18 protein-coding genes are annotated in these 18,181 nt (G+C 69.6%); 9 read left to right on the top strand and 9 right to left on the bottom strand.

Annotation, left to right across the window (positions count from 1 at the left end; translation table 11 throughout):
• Window positions 1–149: 149 nt before the first annotated feature.
• Complete coding sequence (locus ACX25U_RS26410; protein WP_454383613.1) at window positions 150–371, top strand: hypothetical protein; 222 nt, start codon at window positions 150–152, stop codon at window positions 369–371.
• Window positions 372–530: 159 nt separating this feature from the next.
• Window positions 531–2,288, top strand: coding sequence for a hypothetical protein (locus ACX25U_RS26405; protein WP_454383611.1), 1,758 nt, complete (start codon window positions 531–533; stop codon window positions 2,286–2,288).
• Window positions 2,289–2,360: 72 nt separating this feature from the next.
• On the opposite strand, the gene ACX25U_RS26400 is transcribed toward ACX25U_RS26405, so the two are convergent.
• Window positions 2,361–2,717, bottom strand: a complete 357-nt coding sequence (locus ACX25U_RS26400; protein WP_111002424.1) for a HesB/IscA family protein — start codon at window positions 2,715–2,717, stop codon at window positions 2,361–2,363.
• Window positions 2,718–3,016: 299 nt separating this feature from the next.
• Here ACX25U_RS26400 and nadA point away from each other — a divergent pair, with 299 nt between their 5' ends.
• Window positions 3,017–4,201: a quinolinate synthase NadA gene (nadA, locus tag ACX25U_RS26395; RefSeq protein WP_454383609.1), complete on the top strand. Its 1,185-nt coding sequence runs from the start codon at window positions 3,017–3,019 to the stop codon at window positions 4,199–4,201.
• Window positions 4,202–4,314: 113 nt separating this feature from the next.
• On the top strand, window positions 4,315–4,500 hold the full coding sequence (locus ACX25U_RS26390; protein WP_454383607.1) for a hypothetical protein: 186 nt from the start codon (window positions 4,315–4,317) through the stop codon (window positions 4,498–4,500).
• Between the two features lie 171 nt (window positions 4,501–4,671).
• On the opposite strand, the gene ACX25U_RS26385 is transcribed toward ACX25U_RS26390, so the two are convergent.
• On the bottom strand, window positions 4,672–5,121 hold the full coding sequence (locus ACX25U_RS26385; protein WP_454383606.1) for a hypothetical protein: 450 nt from the start codon (window positions 5,119–5,121) through the stop codon (window positions 4,672–4,674).
• 196 nt (window positions 5,122–5,317) lie between these two features.
• Here ACX25U_RS26385 and ACX25U_RS26380 point away from each other — a divergent pair, with 196 nt between their 5' ends.
• On the top strand, window positions 5,318–5,566 hold the full coding sequence (locus tag ACX25U_RS26380) for a hypothetical protein (RefSeq protein WP_454383604.1): 249 nt from the start codon (window positions 5,318–5,320) through the stop codon (window positions 5,564–5,566).
• A gap of 1,652 nt (window positions 5,567–7,218) precedes the next feature.
• Here ACX25U_RS26380 and ACX25U_RS26375 read toward each other — a convergent pair.
• Together ACX25U_RS26375 and ACX25U_RS26370 are read right to left on the bottom strand one after the other, a co-directional pair.
• Window positions 7,219–7,719 (bottom strand): SMI1/KNR4 family protein, encoded by a 501-nt coding sequence (locus ACX25U_RS26375; protein ID WP_454383602.1) that lies wholly within the window; start codon window positions 7,717–7,719, stop codon window positions 7,219–7,221.
• 640 nt (window positions 7,720–8,359) lie between these two features.
• Entirely contained in the window at window positions 8,360–8,659 is a 300-nt protein-coding gene (locus tag ACX25U_RS26370) for a hypothetical protein (RefSeq protein WP_454383600.1), read from the bottom strand.
• Between the two features lie 159 nt (window positions 8,660–8,818).
• On the opposite strand from ACX25U_RS26370, the gene ACX25U_RS26365 reads away from it, so the two are divergent.
• Both ACX25U_RS26365 and ACX25U_RS26360 read left to right on the top strand, forming a co-directional pair.
• Entirely contained in the window at window positions 8,819–9,664 is an 846-nt protein-coding gene (locus ACX25U_RS26365; protein WP_454383598.1) for a helix-turn-helix domain-containing protein, read from the top strand.
• The gene (locus ACX25U_RS26360) at window positions 9,643–9,840 is read left to right on the top strand and encodes a DUF397 domain-containing protein (RefSeq protein WP_454383597.1); all 198 of its coding nucleotides are present in this window, start codon (window positions 9,643–9,645) and stop codon (window positions 9,838–9,840) included. The genes ACX25U_RS26365 and ACX25U_RS26360 overlap by 22 nt, the downstream gene beginning before the upstream one ends.
• Before the next feature lie 51 nt (window positions 9,841–9,891).
• Here ACX25U_RS26360 and ACX25U_RS26355 read toward each other — a convergent pair whose 3' ends face one another.
• The 5 genes from ACX25U_RS26355 to ACX25U_RS26335 all read right to left on the bottom strand — a co-directional run bounded on the left by ACX25U_RS26355 (window position 9,892) and on the right by ACX25U_RS26335 (window position 16,318).
• Window positions 9,892–12,993 carry an efflux RND transporter permease subunit gene (locus ACX25U_RS26355; protein WP_454383596.1) on the bottom strand — a complete coding sequence of 1,034 codons (3,102 nt, stop codon included), beginning with the start codon at window positions 12,991–12,993 and terminating at the stop codon, window positions 9,892–9,894.
• Between the two features lie 193 nt (window positions 12,994–13,186).
• Window positions 13,187–13,870 carry a response regulator gene (locus tag ACX25U_RS26350; protein WP_454383595.1) on the bottom strand — a complete coding sequence of 228 codons (684 nt, stop codon included), beginning with the start codon at window positions 13,868–13,870 and terminating at the stop codon, window positions 13,187–13,189.
• Window positions 13,867–15,123, bottom strand: coding sequence for a sensor histidine kinase (locus tag ACX25U_RS26345; RefSeq protein WP_454383594.1), 1,257 nt, complete (start codon window positions 15,121–15,123; stop codon window positions 13,867–13,869). Before ACX25U_RS26345 ends, ACX25U_RS26350 begins: the two co-directional genes overlap by 4 nt.
• A 61-nt stretch (window positions 15,124–15,184) precedes the next feature.
• Window positions 15,185–15,463 (bottom strand): PspA-associated protein PspAA, encoded by a 279-nt coding sequence (gene pspAA, locus ACX25U_RS26340; protein WP_454383593.1) that lies wholly within the window; start codon window positions 15,461–15,463, stop codon window positions 15,185–15,187.
• 57 nt (window positions 15,464–15,520) lie between these two features.
• Window positions 15,521–16,318 (bottom strand): PspA/IM30 family protein, encoded by a 798-nt coding sequence (locus ACX25U_RS26335; protein WP_454383592.1) that lies wholly within the window; start codon window positions 16,316–16,318, stop codon window positions 15,521–15,523.
• Window positions 16,319–16,603: 285 nt separating this feature from the next.
• Between ACX25U_RS26335 and ACX25U_RS26330 the strand changes: the two genes are divergently transcribed.
• A complete protein-coding gene (locus tag ACX25U_RS26330) occupies window positions 16,604–17,203 on the top strand; it encodes a DUF3043 domain-containing protein (RefSeq protein WP_454383591.1) in 600 nt (199 codons plus the stop codon).
• Window positions 17,204–17,286: 83 nt separating this feature from the next.
• A complete protein-coding gene (locus ACX25U_RS26325) occupies window positions 17,287–17,988 on the top strand; it encodes a class I SAM-dependent methyltransferase (protein WP_454383590.1) in 702 nt (233 codons plus the stop codon).
• Window positions 17,989–18,181: the final 193 nt, after the last annotated feature.

Below are 18,181 nucleotides of genomic sequence, written 5' to 3'. Positions count from 1 at the left end.
GTGGACGCTCCTGGAGTCAGGGGGATTGACAGTTCACGCTACCCGGTGTCGCGGTTCACGCCACCCGGCCGGTGGACGACACTGAAGCGGACGAAACTACCCGATGGTAGATCTGTCTCGGGCGACTCTTCCATGCCTACGGTTCGCCCATGACGAACCTCAGGGCCCACGCCGTCCGCACTGCCCCCGCTCCGGCCGATCCCGAGAGCGGTCTGGCCTCGCTGCGCGGGGACTGCGCCCGGATGGCCCCCCTCTGGGCGGCGCCCGACCGGGCCACCGCGCTGCCGGTGCCGCCGTCCCGCATCCACGGCGTGGACGTGCCCGCCTCCTCCGCCCGGCTGCTGGACGAGATGTCGGACTACGGAGACTGACCGGCCGAACCGGCGTACTGAGGGGAACCGCGCGCTCCCCCGCTGCGTCCCATCGCTGTCCCCCCTCTGGGGGATGCGGGATACGACCCACCGGCCCGCCACTTTGTCAGGACCGGGTCAGGGTCACAGGGACAGCTGTGCAGCCGAAGGAGCGATGCGGTGAACACCGAGCGACCCGACCACGACGACGCGGCCGCGGGCACCGCCGAGGAAGCGCCGGAGCCGAGGGAGACGCCGACACCGGAGGCCTCGGAGGCCGGGGCTTCGAAGCGCGAGCCTGAGCCTGAGCCCGAGAGCGGGCCTGGGGCCGAAAGCACCGGGAGTGCCGGAGCCTCGGCGGTCCCTGAAGCGTCGGAGGCCGCCGAGGCCGAGGATGCCGCGGAACCCCCCGACGGCACCGAGGTCCCGGACGTCACCGCGGCCCCGGACGGTGACGGACGCTTGGGTGGGTGGCGTGTGCGGGGGCGGTCGCCGGTGGTCATCGCCTCGGTCGCCGCCACGGTGCTGCTGGTGGGCGGCGGCGGGGCGTTGCTCGCCGCGGGTGCGGGTGAGCGTACGGGGGCGGCGGCGCCCGGCGGGCGTGGCACTCCCCCGCCGCTGGTCCTCGACGACCACTCCGCCGCGGGCACCGGCGGCGGCAGCGGCGGTACGAACGGGATCGCGCCCGGTGAGCCCAACCCCTACGGGGCGACCTACCGGGTGAGCGGCACGCTGCCCGGCGGGCCCGGCTCGGCGCCGGTGTACCGGGCGCGGGGCGAGGTCACCCGGGAGGAGGTGGCCCGGCTCGCCGAGGCGCTCGGCGTGGAGGGCACGCCGGTGGCCGACGCACAGGCCTGGAGGGTCGGGTCCGGGAAGGACGGTTCCGGGCCGATGCTGCGGGTGAACAGGCAGGCGCCCGGAACGTGGACGTTCGGCCGGTACGCACCGGGCACCGACAACTGCAAGGGTGCGCTGTGCACGCCGGACCCCGCGGCTCCGCCCGTCCACCCGGTGAGCGTGGCGGCGGCGCAGAAGGCGGCGGCGCCGGTGCTCAAGGCGCTGGGCCAGGACGACGCCAAGGTGGACGCGAGCCAGATCATGGGCGACGAGCGGGTGGTCAATGCCGATCCGGTGGTCGGCGGGCTGCCCACGTACGGCTGGACGACGGGCCTGAGCATCGGCCGGCAGGGCGAGGTGACCGGCGGCAGCGGCCGGCTGAAGGCGCCGGTGAAGGGCGACACGTATCCCGTGCTGAGCGCGCGCAGGACGCTGGAGTTGATGAACGCGGCCCCGCGGACCGGCCACCGCATGGGCATCGGCGGCTGCGCCAGTCCCGTACCGCTGAAGGACCGTTTGGAGGCGCCGTGCGGGACGGGGACCTCGGACCCCGCGGCCCCGGCCCCGGCTCACGAGGACGCCTTCACGATCGGCAAGGCCGTGTTCGGGCTGGCCTCGCACTCCTCCGACGGCCGGCGGACGCTCGTACCTTCCTGGCTGTTCGAGGTACGGGCGCCGGGCGGGCAGGGCGCTCCCTTCACGGTGACGTATCCGGCCGTGGACCCGAAGTACCTGACCTCGTCGGCCACGCCGTCCGGGCAGCCGGCCCCGGCACCGAGCGGCTCGGGCGGTCCCCTGGTGACGCGGGACGTGAAGGCGACCGGCTACAGCACCGAGGGCGACGAGCTGACCGTCCGTTTCTACGGCGGGGTGTGCCAGGGCTACAGGGCGTCCGTGAAGGAGGACTCCGGCCGGGTGACGGTCACGGTGACCGAGACCTCGCGGCGGGACCAGCCCTGCATCCTGATCGCCAAGGTGTACCACGAGACCGTACGTCTGGAGCGGCCGCTCGGGGACCGGAAGGTGGTCGGCTCGGACGGGCGGGAGATCCCCCGGGAGAGGCCGGGGGCGCGGCTGCCGGAGCCGTCGCTCGCCCGCTGAGGCGGGGGCATACAGAAGGCGGCGGCCCCTTCGCCAGGGGCCGCCGCCTTGTCCGTCCTACCGGTGACCGGCTCAGCTGAAGGAGTCGCCGCAGGCGCAGGAGCCCGTCGCGTTCGGGTTGTCGATCGTGAAGCCCTGCTTCTCGATCGTGTCCACGAAGTCGATGGTGGCACCGCCGAGGTAGGGGGCGCTCATACGGTCGGTGACGACCTTGACGCCGCCGAAGTCCTTCTCCACGTCGCCGTCGAGGGAGCGCTCGTCGAAGAAGAGCTGGTAGCGCAGGCCGGAGCAGCCGCCGGGCTGGACGGCGACGCGCAGGGCGAGGTCGTCACGGCCTTCCTGGTCGAGCAGGGCCTTGACCTTGGACGCGGCGGCGTCGGTCAGGACGATGCCGTCGGTGACGGTGGTGGTCTCGTCCGATACGGACATCTACATCTCTCCCGGGTTGTACGGAGACTGCTTGCCGACGAGTGCAACCGGCGGAGCGACGGATTCATTCCGGGCCGGGCGCGTGCTTTTTCTCTTCTCCGCGCTCGTCCTCTTCATGCTCGCACACGCGTGGGGGGACGGACAGCGGCCTGTGGAGGGACGAGGTCGGGTTGCGGCTCGGGCCGTCGGCCTGGTGGCCGGGATTCACGTCACATCGACACTATGACGATCGTCAAAGTGACGTGAAGCGGCTATGATGGATAGCGTCAGTTCGACGAAAAGTAGAAAGGGTGCGTGTCGTGACCACCGCCCAGACCCAGGACCTCGACGTCCAGCCGACGCCGCTCGCCCTGCTGCTGCTCGGCCGCGAGGCCGACCCGAAGAGCGAGCGCGGCGTCGAGTGCCCCGGTGACCTGCCCTCCCCGTCCGATCCGGACCTGGTGGAGCGCGCCCGCGCGGCCAAGGAGAAGCTCGGAGACAAGGTCTTCGTGCTCGGCCACCACTACCAGCGGGACGAGGTCATCCAGTTCGCCGACGTCACGGGTGACTCCTTCAAGCTGGCGCGGGACGCGGCGGCGCGCCCGGAAGCCGAGTACATCGTGTTCTGCGGTGTGCACTTCATGGCGGAGTCCGCGGACATCCTGACGACCGACGCGCAGAAGGTGGTCCTGCCGGACCTGGCGGCCGGCTGCTCCATGGCCGACATGGCCACGGCCGAGCAGGTCGCCGAGTGCTGGGACGTGCTGACCGAGGCGGGGATCGCCGAGCAGGTCGTGCCGGTGTCGTACATGAACTCCTCCGCCGACATCAAGGCCTTCACCGGCAGGCACGGCGGCACGATCTGTACGTCGTCGAACGCGAAGCGGGCCCTCGAGTGGGCCTTCCAGCAGGGCGAGAAGGTCCTGTTCCTGCCCGACCAGCACCTGGGCCGGAACACGGCGGTGCGGGACATGGGCATGTCCCTGGACGACTGCGTCGTCTACAACCCGCACAGGCCGAACGGCGGTCTGACCGCCGACGAGCTGCGTGCCGCGAAGATGATCCTGTGGCGGGGCCACTGCTCGGTGCACGGCCGCTTCAGCCTGGACTCGGTGAACGACGTCCGCGAGCGCATCCCGGGGGTGAACGTCCTGGTCCACCCCGAGTGCAGGCACGAGGTGGTGGCCGCGGCGGACCACGTCGGCTCGACCGAGTACATCATCAAGGCCCTGGAGGCCGCCCCGGCCGGCTCCAAGTGGGCCATCGGCACGGAGCTGAACCTGGTCCGCCGCCTGGCGAACCGCTTCGCGCCCGAGGGCAAGGAGGTCGTCTTCCTCGACAAGACGGTCTGCTTCTGCTCCACCATGAACCGCATCGACCTCCCTCACCTGGTCTGGGCCCTGGAGTCCCTGGCCGAGGGCAACCTGGTCAACCGCATCGAGGTGGACGAGGAGACGGAGGCGTTCGCGAAGCTGGCGCTGGAACGGATGCTGGCGCTGCCGTAACACCGACGTCGCAGGGGTGTGCCCCGGCCGTCTCACGGCGGCCGGGGCACACCCCTGCGCACACGAGGACGGCACCGACCCGTGTCTTCGGGGATGCGCTGACGTTCAAGGTCATGGACGTACGCCACCTCGAACGACTCCGCCACATCCTGGGCCTGCTGTCCGCCCGCGGCATCGACACCACCCACGCCCGCCCCGCCTGCTACAGCGGCCTCGGCTTCACCCCGGCCCTACAGGCCGCGGCCGCCCGGGACGAAGTGATCCTCGTCGACCTGCAACGGCTTTACAGCGGGGCCTGATCTCAAATACGACGACCTGCGGGCCCTGTCACCGCTGTTCTACGTCAACCCCTACGGCCGGTTCGAGTTCAACATGAACAACTGGTTCGTTCTCACCTGGGTGGTCACGGTGCCCGGCTCCGTAGGACACCCGACGCCCAATCTCCGCAGCCGGTGCCGGACGATTCCGAGTCACCGTTTCTCCCTCGGGGAGAGGACGCCGACCACCCAGGAATCCATGTCCGGACTCCGCCGGTAGAAGACGTTCGACTGGACCGGATCGCACAACGCGACCAGGATCTCGCCTTCCTGCAGGTCCACCACCTTCAGGAACGAGGTGCTTCTCCTGGCTCTCACGCGTGTCACCTTGAACTCGAGCCGGTGAGAGTCGGACGGCAACGCGACAAACCTGGGCATCTTCGCGTCGCGACTGCGGGAGCAGAGCTCCACACCGTTCTCCCAGAGAGACACGACGCCTGTCTTGTACGTCAGGCTCCGAACCGGCTCCCTGATCTCGGCGAACAGCAAAACGCCCGTTCGCCTTCCCTTCTGCTCCCTCCGCAAGCGCCACCTGACCAGCAAGGGCAGCCGCTTCGACTCATCGAGCGCCTTCACGGAGGGGCGCCCACCGGAACCCGTCATGGGCTAATCGTCCTTCCAACGGCCGGAGTCGCCCAGGTTGCCTCCCGTGGCGGTTCCGATGGTCGCAAAACCAACAGAACTCACGTTGGCGACACCGGCAACGGTCCGGAACAGCACCGCCCCCCTTGAGGAGCGTCCGCGAAAAGGTGCCGGCGCCTGCTGCCTCTCGAAGCGCTGAGCCTGCGACCTCGGCGCCATGCGGCTGTCCCCGGACGGCTGCGGGCGCGCGATGCCCCGCGCCACGCAGCACGCCGGACTCACCGGACGCCGGATCACCGGCCACTCCGCACGGCGCGGCGTCAACGTCACGGGCCGCAAGAAGGGCGAACGCGTCGAGAAGCTGCGCGCCCAGGGCGGTTGGTCGAAGAAGAGCCCGGTGTTCTGGGAGTACGCCGACGAGGGCGAGCGCTGGGAGGACAACGCCACCGGCGGAATCGGACTGTGACCTACAAGACCACGCGTGGCCCACTGAACACGAAGTACGCCCTTGATACCGTCCCGACGTACAAGATCGGGGCACAGACGCTTCCCAAGTACGGCAAGGCGTGTGCCCAGCTCTTCGTCAATGGCGAGCGGCGGACTGTGCAGTGTCACTGCATCACGCAGTAGTCAATGACGGAGAGCATGACGTACAGATCCCGTGACTGGTGGGTCGAGATGGCGGTGTTCGTCTCGATGACCGCGGTGTGCACCGTGCTCCTGGTCCTGCCGTGGATCTGGTCTCTCAGCGGCGCCAGGGCGAGCGCGAACCTGTGGGGTTTCGTTGCCCCAGTGCCCTCGTCGGGCTGTGGGCATCACGGCGCTACCGTCGCGCCCACATCTCTTGAGGGGCCACCGAGGCAGGCTCAACGGCGATGTCCGTGCTCGTAGGCGGGGCATCGCCTTCGATGTCGACGAGCCGACCCGTGCCCGGCGTGTGGACGGCCTCCAGGCGGTCAAGGCCGCCGACGACCCGCGCGCCGAGCGTCGTAGGCAGTTGGCCGAACCAGGCCTGGAGTACACCGGGTTCTGCGACGCACCGGAACACCCTGACGTTTCACTGTGCAGGGTGGACTCGCCCGGACCGCTGGGACGCCCACCAGACCGAACTCCGCCGCCGCGGCGAAACCGACGATGGCCCAGGCACCGTGTACAACCCGTTCTGCCAGGGCCGCTGAACCGTGGGGATCGGCCGGTGCGCCGTTCAGGAAAATGCACACCGAAGCGGCACTCACCGCTCGGATATTTCCCGAAACCCTACGGATTGCATCACACGATATCAACTGCCGCTGAGCACCATCCAGATTGCGCCTGCACCTGAGACAGCAGCGCATAGGATAAGAGACGCGTCAGCGCTCCGGCATCGCGTCCAGCAGACCTGTGGAGCGGCGGCCTTGGGCTCGCTTACCGTGCGGGCGGAATCCAGCCACATACTGATCTTTCGCTCCGCCTCTCCGCTTGAACCTTTGAAGCGATCGATCAGAGATCCCCCGAAGGCGAAGACCGAAACGGACCGGTCTTTACTGAGATACACCTCAAGCGTGCCGTCATCGGCGACCGAGACACCACGGATGGCCATTTTCGGAAGAATATGACTACGCAGAGGATTCACTACTATGAGCACATCCTCACGCAAGATCATTTTACAGTTGGCGATTCGCCCGCAGACGCCCGCAGCCGCCAAGTAGACCGGTATCCCCTGCCAACCGGTCCGGAACCCGTTCACCAAGGTGACCTTGCACACTGCCGCAAGCATTCCAACCCCAAGACCTACGATTACGATCCCGCAAAAAATAGGCCAGGAACGCCGCCGGAGTACAGCTTGATTCGTTGCGGATACCGTCACGCTCTCTCCCGTTCCTGACCGTTCAAGCACTTCAGGACATTAGGGTCATCTTCAGCACCACCCTGCAGCGTTCCGGGGAGGAAGTAGACCAGAATAACCATCTGTTTCTTCTTCATTCAAAATGCCTCACACTTCTCACCGACTCCTCGTCGATCCGGCGGACGTGGAGCCGTCTTCATTGACTACGCTGAGCACGGGCGTGCCCTCCCGAGGGACGATCCGCAAGTCATGAACATTGCTTGGCTCTGCAGCCGCACGGCAGTGCCGCGGTTTCAGCAATCTGGGCAGTACGGACCAGCGGGTGCCTTCGGAAAGTCCGAGCGTCCGTCCAGCCACCCGCAGAGCCGTTCGGCCAGTGTGAGGTCTTCGGGGAACAGAGCGTGCCCGTGATCAGGGCATCGTTCGTTGGGATCCCAACCCCACATGCGGCCTTCTGGGGTGCTGTAGTCGACGAGGGACCAGATCGCACAGCCCCACGTCAGGAGCGGTACCACAGACGGTGGGTGGTTGGGGGTTCCGCGCCAGCCCAGGTACTCCTCCAGCAGCCGACCGCTGTCGCTGAAGCTGTAGGTCGTGTCGGTAAGGGACAAAGCCTCCCCCCAGCGGCCGAACCCACCGTCGGCGACTTCGAGGTAGATCCGCTTGAGGAGTGGTGGCATCGGATGCCCCACCGCGGCCTCAAGCTCGGCCACGGCCTCGGGCGGCGCAGGTGGTGGCAGTTCGCCAGCCGCATTCTGCTCTCGGGTCCTGTGGATGATCTCGTCGTCGGTCATGCCGACATTCGTACCAGGTGGCGTAGGGGATCAAGACGCCGGAATCCGCAGGTGGGGGTCGGTTGGCTCCGCCGGATCGAGTGTCCGATCCGTCTCAACGAGACACTTCGCGGGCTGCCACTTCTCCGGAGAACGCCACGGACCCCGTATCGGAACGCGAAGTGCTTGACCACCTGCACCGCGTCGTGGGACACGGGCCAGGAGGCACATACTCCTCTGGAAAGTGGGAGCATCTCGACCTCCAGTGTTCACACGCCGCCCATTTGAGCGCATGAGTTACATTCACCTGCCGAGTGCTCACACTTTCAGCGGAGCGGGCGTCATGAGTCCCCGGAGATCGCGTTCCGCCGGGCGGTGCAGCCGGTCAAGCACTTGGAATACGCAGATCATCGCCGCATTGACGTGGTTCAGGGACCGCCAATGATGCTGACGGCGGGTCAGCCGTGCGAGGTGCGGGAGTCTTTGTCTCACAAGATGGCCGATGTGCGACTTACCGGAATGCGTGGAGCAAGGTCGCATGCACCACGAGGCGGAACACGATCGTCCGCCCCGGCGGCACCGATCATGCGACCTATCTCGCCGGCTCTTCCCTTTGGCTCTTCTGGAGGGGCTGGCCACGGCCGAGACGGCGGACCTGCGTTCACCCCTTCGGCAACCGCGCACCCCGGCTCTCCGCGATTCTCAGCGCGTCCGCCAGCGCCGCGGCGAGTTGTACGCCCGTGAAGCGCAGCTCCCGTACCCCCGTCGCCCCGTCGGTGAGCAGCGGTCTGGCCTCGGTCAGGACGAACTCGGCCGAGTCGAGCAGATCCGCCTCCAGTTCGTCGGCCAGACGGGACAGGCGGCTGCACGGGTCGTCGGTGCTCAGGTAGCACGGGGCACCGTCCGGCGTCGTCCACGGCAGCAATCGTAGTGGCGTGCCGTCCCGTCCGTCGCGGATCATCGCGTCGCTCCCTTCGGTGGGATCCGGCCATTCCGCTGCGGGGCCGGATCTCCGGTCATTACCTTCTGTGCCGTAATCGTCGCTGTGCGCACGCGCCCGTAACAGGAGCGCCGCGTCCCAGCGTTGGGAACGGGACGATCAGCCAGGAAGGCGAGACCGATGACGTTCAAGCCGCAGGCCCTCACCCCCTACCTCTCCGCCCGCCACTACTTCGGCGCCGAGCAGCGCCGTCACCGCGAGGCCGCCAAGTTGTCGCTGCTTCAGCTCGCGGGCATCCTCAACTCCAGCAAGAGCACGCTGGCTCGCATCGAGACGGCGGAGTTGATGCCGCCACCGGACCTGCCGGACCGGCTCGACGCCGCGTTCGGCACGGACAAGCACTTCCACGGGCTGTACGAGCTGGCCAAGCGCGAGGCCCACCCGGACCAGTACCGGCGGTTCATGGACTTCGAGGCGCAGGCGGAGGTCGTCGAGAACTACGGGGCGCAGGCTCTTCCGGGGCTGTTGCAAATCAGGGAGTACGCCGATGCCCAGCTCAGCCTGCGGGAGGAGTTGCTGCCGGAACAGGTGGAGGAGCGTGTCAACGCACGGATGTCCCGGCAGGAGAGGATCCGCTCGGCCCAGCCCCCGCTGCGGTGGGCGATCATCGACGAGTCCGTGCTCCGGCGCCCCTTCGGCAACCGGGAAAGCATGTACAAGCAATTGGCCCGGCTGCTCGAACAGATGGATACTCCGGACAGCAAGGTCCAGGTGATGCCCTTCAGTTCCGGTGCGCACTATCTGATGGGCGGCGCGCTGACCCTGCTGGCCCTTCCCAACGGCTCAACCGTGGCCTACGAAGAGGGCATCGAGGTCGGTCACCTCCACGAGGACCGGGATTCGGTGAAGAGGTGGCGACGGCACTACGAAGTGCTCCGCGCCGACGCCCTCTCGCCGGCCGCCTCGGCGGAGCTGATCCGACAGGCGATGGAGGACTACAAGCCATGCGACACACCCCCGAGCTGAACGACGTCCGCTGGCGCAGGAGCAGCTACAGCAACGCCAACGGGGGCGAGTGCGTCGAGATCGCCGAGGACTTCCCCGGTGTCGTCCCCGTCCGCGACAGCAAGACCCCCCACGGCCCCGTGATCGTCGTCCCAGTCGGCGCCTGGGACGCGTTCGTCAACTCTCTGAAGGCATGAGAAAACGGCCGGGTCTCCCGCGAGACCCGGCCGTTCATGCGTTACGTGCCGTCACACCCCTGCGGGTTCCAGCACCTTGTCCTCCTGGGCCTCCTGCTTGGCCGCCCGCTTCTTCGCGCGGCGCTCCTTGCGGAGTTCCAGCATCGCGTAGAGCGTCGGGACCAGGAGGAGGGTGAGGAGGGTGGAGGTGAGGAGGCCGCCGATGACGACCACCGCCAGCGGCTGGGCGATGAAGCCGCCCTCGCCGGTGACGCCCAGGGCCATCGGGAGCAGGGCGAAGATGGTCGCCAGGGCCGTCATGAGGATGGGGCGGAGGCGGTGGCGGCCGCCTTCCACGACCGCCTCGACGATGCCGTAGCCCCGCTCCCGGTACTGGTTGATGAGGTCGATCAGCACGATCGCGTTGGTCACCACGATGCCGATCAGCATCAGCATGCCGATCATCGCGGGGATGCCCATCGGCGTACCGGTGGCGATCAGCAGGCCGAGTGCGCCGGTCGCCGCGAACGGGATGGAGACCAGCAGGATCAGCGGCTGGGCCAGCGAGCGGAAGGTCGCCACCAGCAGCATGAAGACGATCGCGATGGCCGCCAGCATGGCCAGACGCAGGTTCGTGAATGCCTCGTCCTGGTCGGCGGTGACGCCCCCGATCTCGGCCTTCGCGCCCGCGGGCAGCTTCAGGGCACTGAGCTTGGACTCAAGGGCCAGACTGACCGCGCCGGTGTTGTCCCCGGTCGGCCTGGCCGTGATCGTGGCGGCGCGCTGGCCGTCGATCCGGGTCATCGACACCGGCCCGTCGACGAGTTCGACGGTCGCGATGTCACCCAGCTTCACCGGGCCCAGACGCAGGTTCTTCAGCTGGTTCAGCGTCTGTGCCGGCTTCGCCGACCTGATGACGACGTTCCGCTCGGTGTCGTCCAGTACCGCCTTCGCGGCCGTGGTGCCCCTGACCGACTGGGCGACCGCCATGCCGAGGGTCTGGTCGGTGAAGCCCGCCGCTGCCGCCTTGGAGTTGGCTCGCACCGAGATGCGCGGCACGCTCTGCGACAGGTCGCTGGTGACGTCGGTGACGTCGTCGAGGCCGGCGACCGTCTTGCGGACCTGTTCCGAGGCCCGGCGCAGCACGTCGGCGTCGCCCGCCTTGACGATCACCTTCAGGTCCTGGGAGCCGAAGCCGTCCCCGGCGCCGACCTTGGTGGTGCCGATCCCGGACAGCTTGCCCAGGCGGTTCTCGATACGGGCGCGTACGTCGTCGACGGACGCCGAGTCCTGAAGCATCACCTGGTAGGAGGCCCGGTTGGTGTCCGTACCGCCGCCGAAGGCCGCCATGAAGCCGGAGGAGCCGATGGTGACCTGGTAGTCCTTGACGCCCTCGACGCCGGCGAGCACGTCCTCGACCTTCCGGGCCGCGGCGTCCGTCGTCGCCAGGCTGGCGCCGGGTTTCAGCTGCTGCTTGATGCTGAGGACCTTCTGGTCTCCGGGGTCGAAGAGGTTCGTCTTCAGCAGCGGGGTCATGCCGAGGGTGGCGACGAGGACGACGACCGCGATCAGCACGCTGGTCAGACGCCGCCGGGTGGCGAAGCGCAGGACGGGGACGTAGAGGCGCTGCAGGCGGCTCCTGGCCTCCTTCTCCTCGGCCAGGCGGCGGGCCTCCTCCGCCTGGGCGGGCGTGCCCTTGGGGGCGCGCAGGAACCAGTACGACAGCACCGGCACGACCGTCAGCGACACCAGCAGCGAGGCCAGCAGCGCCGCGGTGACGGTGAGGCTGAACGGGCCGAACATCTCGCCCACCATGCCGCCGACCAGGCCGATCGGCAGGAACACGGCGACCGTGGTGAGCGTGGAGGAGGTCACCGCGCCGGCCACCTCGCGCACGGCGGTCATGATGGCCGTGTGGCGCTCCTCGCCGTAGCCGAGGTGGCGCTTGATGTTCTCCAGGACCACGATCGAGTCGTCGACGACCCGGCCGATGGCGATGGTCAGCGCGCCCAGCGTCAGCATGTTCAGCGACAGGTCGCGGGTCCACAGCACGATCAGCGCGAGGAGGACGGACAGCGGGATCGACACCGCGGTCACCAGGGTCGAGCGGACCGAGGCCAGGAAGACGAGGATGACGAGGACCGCGAAGAGCAGGCCGAGCGCGCCCTCGCTGGTCAGTCCTTCGATGGCCTTGGCCACGGCCGGGCCCTGGTCGCTGACGATGGTGATCTTCGCGCCTGAGCCGAGGGTCTTGCGCAGGTCGGGCAACTTGTCGTTGACCGCGTCGGAAATGGCGACCGCGCTGCCGTCGTGGTCCATGGTGACGACGACGGCCAGGCTGGGCCTGCCGTTGGTGCGGGTGAGGGAGTCGGCCCTGGCCGGCTCCTGCTGGACGGTGGCGACCTCGCCGAGGCGCACCGGCTTCTTCGCGCCCTCGCCGGTGATCATCAGGTCCTGGATCTGCCGCAGCGAGGTGAAGCCGCCGCCGACCTGGACGGTGCGGTTGGCGCCGCCCTCGTCGAAGGAGCCGGCCGGGACGGTGGCGCCGCCCGCCTGCAGGGCCTGGCTCAGGGCGGCGGAGGTGAGGCCGGCCGCGGCGAGCTTCTTGTCGTCGGGGGTGACGGTGACCTGCAGGTCCCGTACGCCGTTGACGGTGACCTGGCCGACGCCGCCGATGTTCTTCAGCTCCGGTACGACCGTCCTGTCCAGCTGGTCGGCGAGGGCCTGCTGGTCCTTGTCGGAGGTGACGGCGAGGACCATGGTGGGCATGTCGTCCGTGGAACCGGCGATGACCTGCGGGTCGACGTCGTTCGGGAGATGGGCGCGGGCCCGGTTGACGGCCTGCTGGACGTCGGCGACGAGCTGCTTGGTGTTGTTGCCGTAGTCGAAGGACGCCATGATCACGGCGTTGCCCTCGCTCGCCGTGGAGGTGACGCCGGTGATGCCGTCGACGGCCTTGAGGTTGTTCTCGATGGGCTCGACGACCTGCTTCTCCACCACGTCCGGGGACGCGCCCTGGTAGGGCGCCAGCACGGACACCATGGGGAGTTCGATGCTGGGCAGCAACTGCTGCTTGAGCTGGGGGATGGCGATCGCCCCGAAGACGAGCGCGACGATCGACATCAGCCCGATCAGGGCCCGTTGCGCAAGGCTGAATCTGGACAGCCAGGACATGGGTGAGGGTCTCGATTCTGTGAACGGCACACGAGGAGCGCGGCACAAACGGCAAACGGTACGAACGATAAACGGCACAGGCGGCGCGGACGCACAGGGGGCGCCACCCCTACACCTTCGGGCATCGGGGAGCGGCGATCCGTAGCCCCCTGGTCCATTTCCGCGCGCGGCTCCTACTCCGAGCGCAGTACGCTCACTCCGCCCTGGGCCGTACCAGTCCCGACTCGTAGGCGATGACGACGAGCTGTGCCCGGTCGCGGGCGCCCAGCTTGGCCATGGCCCGGTTGACGTGGGTCTTCACCGTCAGCGGGCTGACCTCCAGACGCTCGGCGATCTCGTCGTTGGAGTGTCCGCCGGCGACCTGGACGAGCACTTCGCGCTCCCGCACGGTCAGCGCGTCCAGCCGGGCCGAGCGGGCCGGGTCGTGGCCGTCGCCGGCCGGGTCGCCCTGCGCGAGGAAGCGGGCGATCAGACCCTTGGTGGCGGCCGGGGACAGCAGCGCCTCTCCCTGGGCGGCGACGCGGATGGCGCTCAGCAGTTCCTCGGGTTCGCTGCCCTTGCCGAGGAAGCCCGAGGCGCCCGCGCGCAGCGACTGCACCACGTAGTCGTCGACCTCGAAGGTGGTGAGGATGACCACGTGCACCTGGTCGAGGGCGGGGTCGGCGCTGATCATGCGGGTCGCCGCGAGGCCGTCGGTGCCGGGCATGCGGATGTCCATCAGTACCACGTCGGCCCGCCGCTCCTTGGCCAGCCGTACCGCCTGAGCGCCGTCGGACGCCTCGCCGACCACCTCCATGTCCGGCTCGGAGTCGACGAGCACCCGGAAGGCGCTGCGCAGCAGGGCCTGGTCGTCGGCGAGCAGGACACGGATCGTCATGCGGGGTCCCCCGGGACGCTGGTGCGGGTGTCGACCGGCAGGATGGCATGGACGCGGAAGCCGCCGCCGTAGCGGGGGCCGGTGGTGAGGGTGCCGGCGAGGGCGGTGACCCGCTCGCGCATGCCGAGCAGCCCGTGCCCGCCGCCCTCCCGCGGTCCGCCGTCCGCGCCGGCTCCGCCCTCCCCCGGTCCGCCGTCCGCGCCGGCTCCGTCGTCCAGGACGGTGATCTCGACGTTCGGTCCGACGCGTACGACGCTGACCTCGGCCTTCGCCGTCGTACCGGCGTGCTTCTGGACGTTGGTCAGGGCCTCCTGGACGACCCGGAACGCGGCCAGGTCGACGGCGGCCGGCAGTGTGGTGCCCTGGTCGGTGCGGGCGACCTCGACGTGCAGGCCGGCGCTGCGGAAGGTGCCGACGAGCTCGTCGAGGCGGTCCAGGCCGGGGGCCGGTTCGGTGGGGGCCTCGGGGTCGCCGGACTGCCGCAGCAGTCCGACGGTGGCGCGCAGTTCGTCCAGCGCGGAGCGGCCCGCCTCCCGGACGTGGGCGAGGGCCTCCTTGGCCTGGTCGGGCCGCTTGTCCATGACGTGGGCCGCGACTCCGGCCTGCACGTTGACCAGGGCGATGTGGTGGGCGACGACGTCGTGCAGGTCACGGGCGATGCGCAGGCGTTCCTCGGCGACGCGGCGGCGGGCCTCCTCCTCCCGGGTGCGCTCGGCGCGCTCGGCACGCTCCCTGATGGCGTGCACGACGGCGCGGCGGCTGCGGACGGCGTCGCCGCCGGCGGCGGCCATCCCGGTCCAGGCGAAGATGGCGACGTTCTCCTGCGCGTACCAGGGCATCGGCCCGGCGAGCATGGCGGCGCCGGTCAGCACGGTCATGGTGGTCAGGCCCAGGCGCCAGGTGGTGGGGCGGTCGGTGGTGGCGGCGACGGTGAAGAGGGCGACCACGGCGGACATGGCGACGGGGGCGCGGGGGTCGCCGGTGACGCACTCCACGAGGGAGACGGTCCCGGTGACGGCGAGGACCGTGCGCGGGGCGCGGCGGCGGAGGACGAGCGCGGCGGCGCCGAGGGCCATGAGGATCAGGCTGGGCGCTTCGGGCCGGCGGACGGCCCAGCTGACGCCGTGCTCCCCGCGGGGGTCCACGAAGGAACCGGCCACCATGCACACCAGCACCCCGGCCGCGAGGGCCGCGTCCAGCGCGAGGGGGTGTGCTTTGAGGCGGCAGCGGGCGCGGTCGAGGGTAGTGGTCACGTTCGCGTACGGTCCGGGGTTCCTGCGGGGGGCCGGGGCTCCACGTCTCCCTGGGTGACCCTCACCCAGGGATCAGGCCGTCGTCGCTCAGCAGGTCCCGTACCTCCTCCAGGGTCGCGTCCGCGGCCGGGAGGATCAGTTCGGACGGTTCCAGGGAGTCGTCCGGCAGGGACTCGCCCAGTTCGCGGACCCTGGACAGCAGGGCCGAGAGGGTGCGGCGGAAGCCGGGGCCGTCGCCGTTCTCCATCTCGGCCAGGAGTTCGTCGTCCAGTTTGTCGAGATCGGCGAGGTGGCTGTCGGCCAGCCTCACCTGTCCCTCTCCCATGATCCGTACGATCATGTCCGCCCTCCTCGGCGTGGCCCCGGCCGTCGGTGACGTGGCGTGCCTCGACGTGGCTTACTGCTTGTCGAAGCGGGGGGTGTCCTGCGGCTGCTGCTGGGGCTGTGCCTGGTCCTGGCCGCCCTCGAGCGCCTGCCGTTCGGCGGACGTGCCGCCGGCCAGCTCGGCCTTCATGCGCTGCAGCTCCAGCTCCACATCCGTACCACCGGAGAGCCGGTCCAGCTCGGCCTGGATGTCGTCCTTGGCCATGCCGGAGGGGTCGTCCAGGGCGCCGGAGGCGAGCAGCTCGTCGATGGCGCCGGCCCGGGCCTGCAGCTGCGCGGTCTTGTCCTCGGCACGCTGGATGGCGAGCCCGACGTCGCCCATCTCCTCGGAGATGCCGGAGAACGCCTCGCCGATCCGGGTCTGCGCCTGGGCGGCGGTGTAGGTCGCCTTGATGGTCTCCTTCTTCGTGCGGAAGGCGTCGACCTTGGCCTGCAGACGCTGGGCCGCCAGAGTGAGCTTCTCCTCCTCGCCCTGGAGGGTGGCGTGCTGCGTCTCCAGGTCCGTCACCTGCTGCTGGAGCGCGGCGCGGCGGGAGAGCGCCTCGCGGGCCAGGTCCTCGCGGCCCAGCGCGAGCGCCTTGCGGCCCTGGTCCTCCAGCTTGCCGGACTGCTGCTGCAGCTGGTTGAGCTGGAGCTCCAGACGCTTGCGGCTGGTCGCCACGTCCGCGACACCGCGCCGCACCTTCTGCAGCAGCTCCAGCTGCTTCTGGTACGAGTAATCGAGGGTCTCGCGCGGGTCCTCGGCCCGGTCAAGGGCCTTGTTCGCCTTCGCGCGGAAGATCATCCCCATACGCTTCATGACACCGCTCATGGGCTTCGCGCGCCCCCTTCTGACGGACTCCAGCTCACAGCCTTGCGACAGAACCCACAGTACGGGCCCTGCATCCATTACCGCACTGTTCGGGAACGGATGCGGTCATCCCCGAGGACGACTGTGTCCGCTTCCGCTCCGGCGTAGGGAGGATCTCACCCCCGAGGGCCGCCGGACCAGGGCGGGCACATCGTCCCCTCTGTCCCTCTACAGACGACCGGTGTTGCCGGATCGTTCCCCACCGGGCTGGGGTCCATGCGGGTCGAGCCCGTACCCTTGGGTTCTGTGTTCCGTAGCCGTGCCAAGGAAGAGAAGACCCCGGTCGCCGACAAGGCACCGGTGAGCGTCTCCAAGCAGCCCCGTGACCCGCAGGCCCCCAAGGGCCGCCCCACCCCCAAACGGAGTGAGGCGCAGTCCCAGCGCCGCAGTGTCGCCAACACCCAGATGACGCGCAAGGAGGCCGCCAAGCGGCAGCGAGAGGAGCGCCGCGCCCAGATGGAGCGGCAGCGCCAGGCGCTGGCCAGCGGCGACGAGCGCTACCTCCCGGCGCGCGACAAGGGACCGGTGCGCCGGTTCGCGCGGGACTTCGTCGACTCGCGGCTGAACATCGCGGAGTTCTTCCTGCCGATGGCCGTGGTCATCCTGGTGCTGAGCATGATCCGGATGCCCGAGGTGCAGAGCATCGCGCTGCTGCTGTGGCTCGTGGTGATCGTCCTGATCGTGCTGGACTCGGCCGTCACCGGCTTCCGGCTGAAGAAGCGCCTGAACGAGCGCTTCCCGGACCAGAACAAGCAGTGGGCGGTCGTCTACGCCCTGATGCGCTCCCTGCAGATGCGTCGGCTCCGGCTGCCCAAGCCGCAGGTCAAGCGCGGGGAGCGGCCCTGAGCGCGACCGCTTTCTCCGGGGATGCCGCGAGCGCGTGGCTGAAGAAGCTGGGCGGGCTGCGTGATGTCGTACGACAGGAACTGGTGGCCCGGCAGCTCGACGAGCAGATAGCCGGGCGGTTCCCGGTCGGGCGGCGGCTGCGGGTGCTCGACGTGGGGATGGGCCAGGGCACGCAGGCACTGCGGCTGGCCCGGGCCGGGCACCAGGTGACCGGGCTCGAGCGGGACCGGACGATGATCTCCGTGGCGCGTCAGGCGCTGGCCGCCGAGCCGGAGGGCATACGGGCGCGGATGCGGATCGTCGAGGGCGACGGCCGGGACACCGGGGTGCACTTCCTGCCGGGCAGCTTCGACGTCGTGCTGTGCCACGGCGTACTGATGTACGTCGAGGAGCCGGACCCGCTGCTGGCGGGGCTGGCGCGGATGCTCGCGCCGGGCGGTCTGCTGTCGCTGCTGGTGCGCAACGGCGACGCGCTGGCGCTGCGCCCGGGTCTGTCCGGGGACTGGGCGACGACGCTGAGCGCGTTCGGGACGACGGCGTACCGGAACCGGCTGGGGCTGGACGTACGGGCGGACCGGCTCACGGACCTGACGGCGACGCTCGCCGGGATCGGGGCGCCGCTGCACGCCTGGTACGGGGTGCGGGTCTTCACGGACACGGCGGCGGACGGCGCCGAGCCGCCGGCCGATGTCGAGGTGCTGCTGACGGCCGAGGAGCGGGCGGGACGCACGGACCCGTACCGCGCGGTGGCGGCGCTGCTGCATCTGTGCGGGGTGCGCGGCTGAGAGCCTGTCGTCGAACTCCCGCCGTCCGCCCGAAGGGCGGGCCCGGCGGCGTCATGGGGGTCCCCCTGCTCGAGCGGAGCCGAGCGCTTGGGGGAGGAGCCACGTGGGCGGTTCGGCAACACGGCTGGGGGTCTTCCTGCTCGAAGAGCTCGGGGGAGTGTGTGCCGGGCGCCGCCGGGCAGGCGGGAGTTCG

It is taken from the genome of Streptomyces sp. JNUCC 63 (assembly GCF_054366325.1).
This window is presented reverse-complemented; position numbering and strand designations above follow the sequence as displayed.

Coding starts and splice junctions, on each gene's coding strand:
- ACX25U_RS26410 (WP_454383613.1), top strand. CDS start 150: ATGACGAACCTCAGGGCCCACGCCGTCCGCACTGCCCCCGCTCCGGCC.
- ACX25U_RS26400 (WP_111002424.1), bottom strand. CDS start 2,717: ATGTCCGTATCGGACGAGACCACCACCGTCACCGACGGCATCGTCCTG.
- ACX25U_RS26390 (WP_454383607.1), top strand. CDS start 4,315: ATGGACGTACGCCACCTCGAACGACTCCGCCACATCCTGGGCCTGCTG.
- ACX25U_RS26385 (WP_454383606.1), bottom strand. CDS start 5,121: ATGACGGGTTCCGGTGGGCGCCCCTCCGTGAAGGCGCTCGATGAGTCG.
- ACX25U_RS26380 (WP_454383604.1), top strand. CDS start 5,318: ATGCGGCTGTCCCCGGACGGCTGCGGGCGCGCGATGCCCCGCGCCACG.
- ACX25U_RS26375 (WP_454383602.1), bottom strand. CDS start 7,719: ATGACCGACGACGAGATCATCCACAGGACCCGAGAGCAGAATGCGGCT.
- ACX25U_RS26370 (WP_454383600.1), bottom strand. CDS start 8,659: ATGATCCGCGACGGACGGGACGGCACGCCACTACGATTGCTGCCGTGG.
- ACX25U_RS26365 (WP_454383598.1), top strand. CDS start 8,819: ATGACGTTCAAGCCGCAGGCCCTCACCCCCTACCTCTCCGCCCGCCAC.
- ACX25U_RS26360 (WP_454383597.1), top strand. CDS start 9,643: ATGCGACACACCCCCGAGCTGAACGACGTCCGCTGGCGCAGGAGCAGC.
- ACX25U_RS26355 (WP_454383596.1), bottom strand. CDS start 12,993: ATGTCCTGGCTGTCCAGATTCAGCCTTGCGCAACGGGCCCTGATCGGG.
- ACX25U_RS26350 (WP_454383595.1), bottom strand. CDS start 13,870: ATGACGATCCGTGTCCTGCTCGCCGACGACCAGGCCCTGCTGCGCAGC.
- pspAA (WP_454383593.1), bottom strand. CDS start 15,463: ATGATCGTACGGATCATGGGAGAGGGACAGGTGAGGCTGGCCGACAGC.
- ACX25U_RS26335 (WP_454383592.1), bottom strand. CDS start 16,318: ATGAGCGGTGTCATGAAGCGTATGGGGATGATCTTCCGCGCGAAGGCG.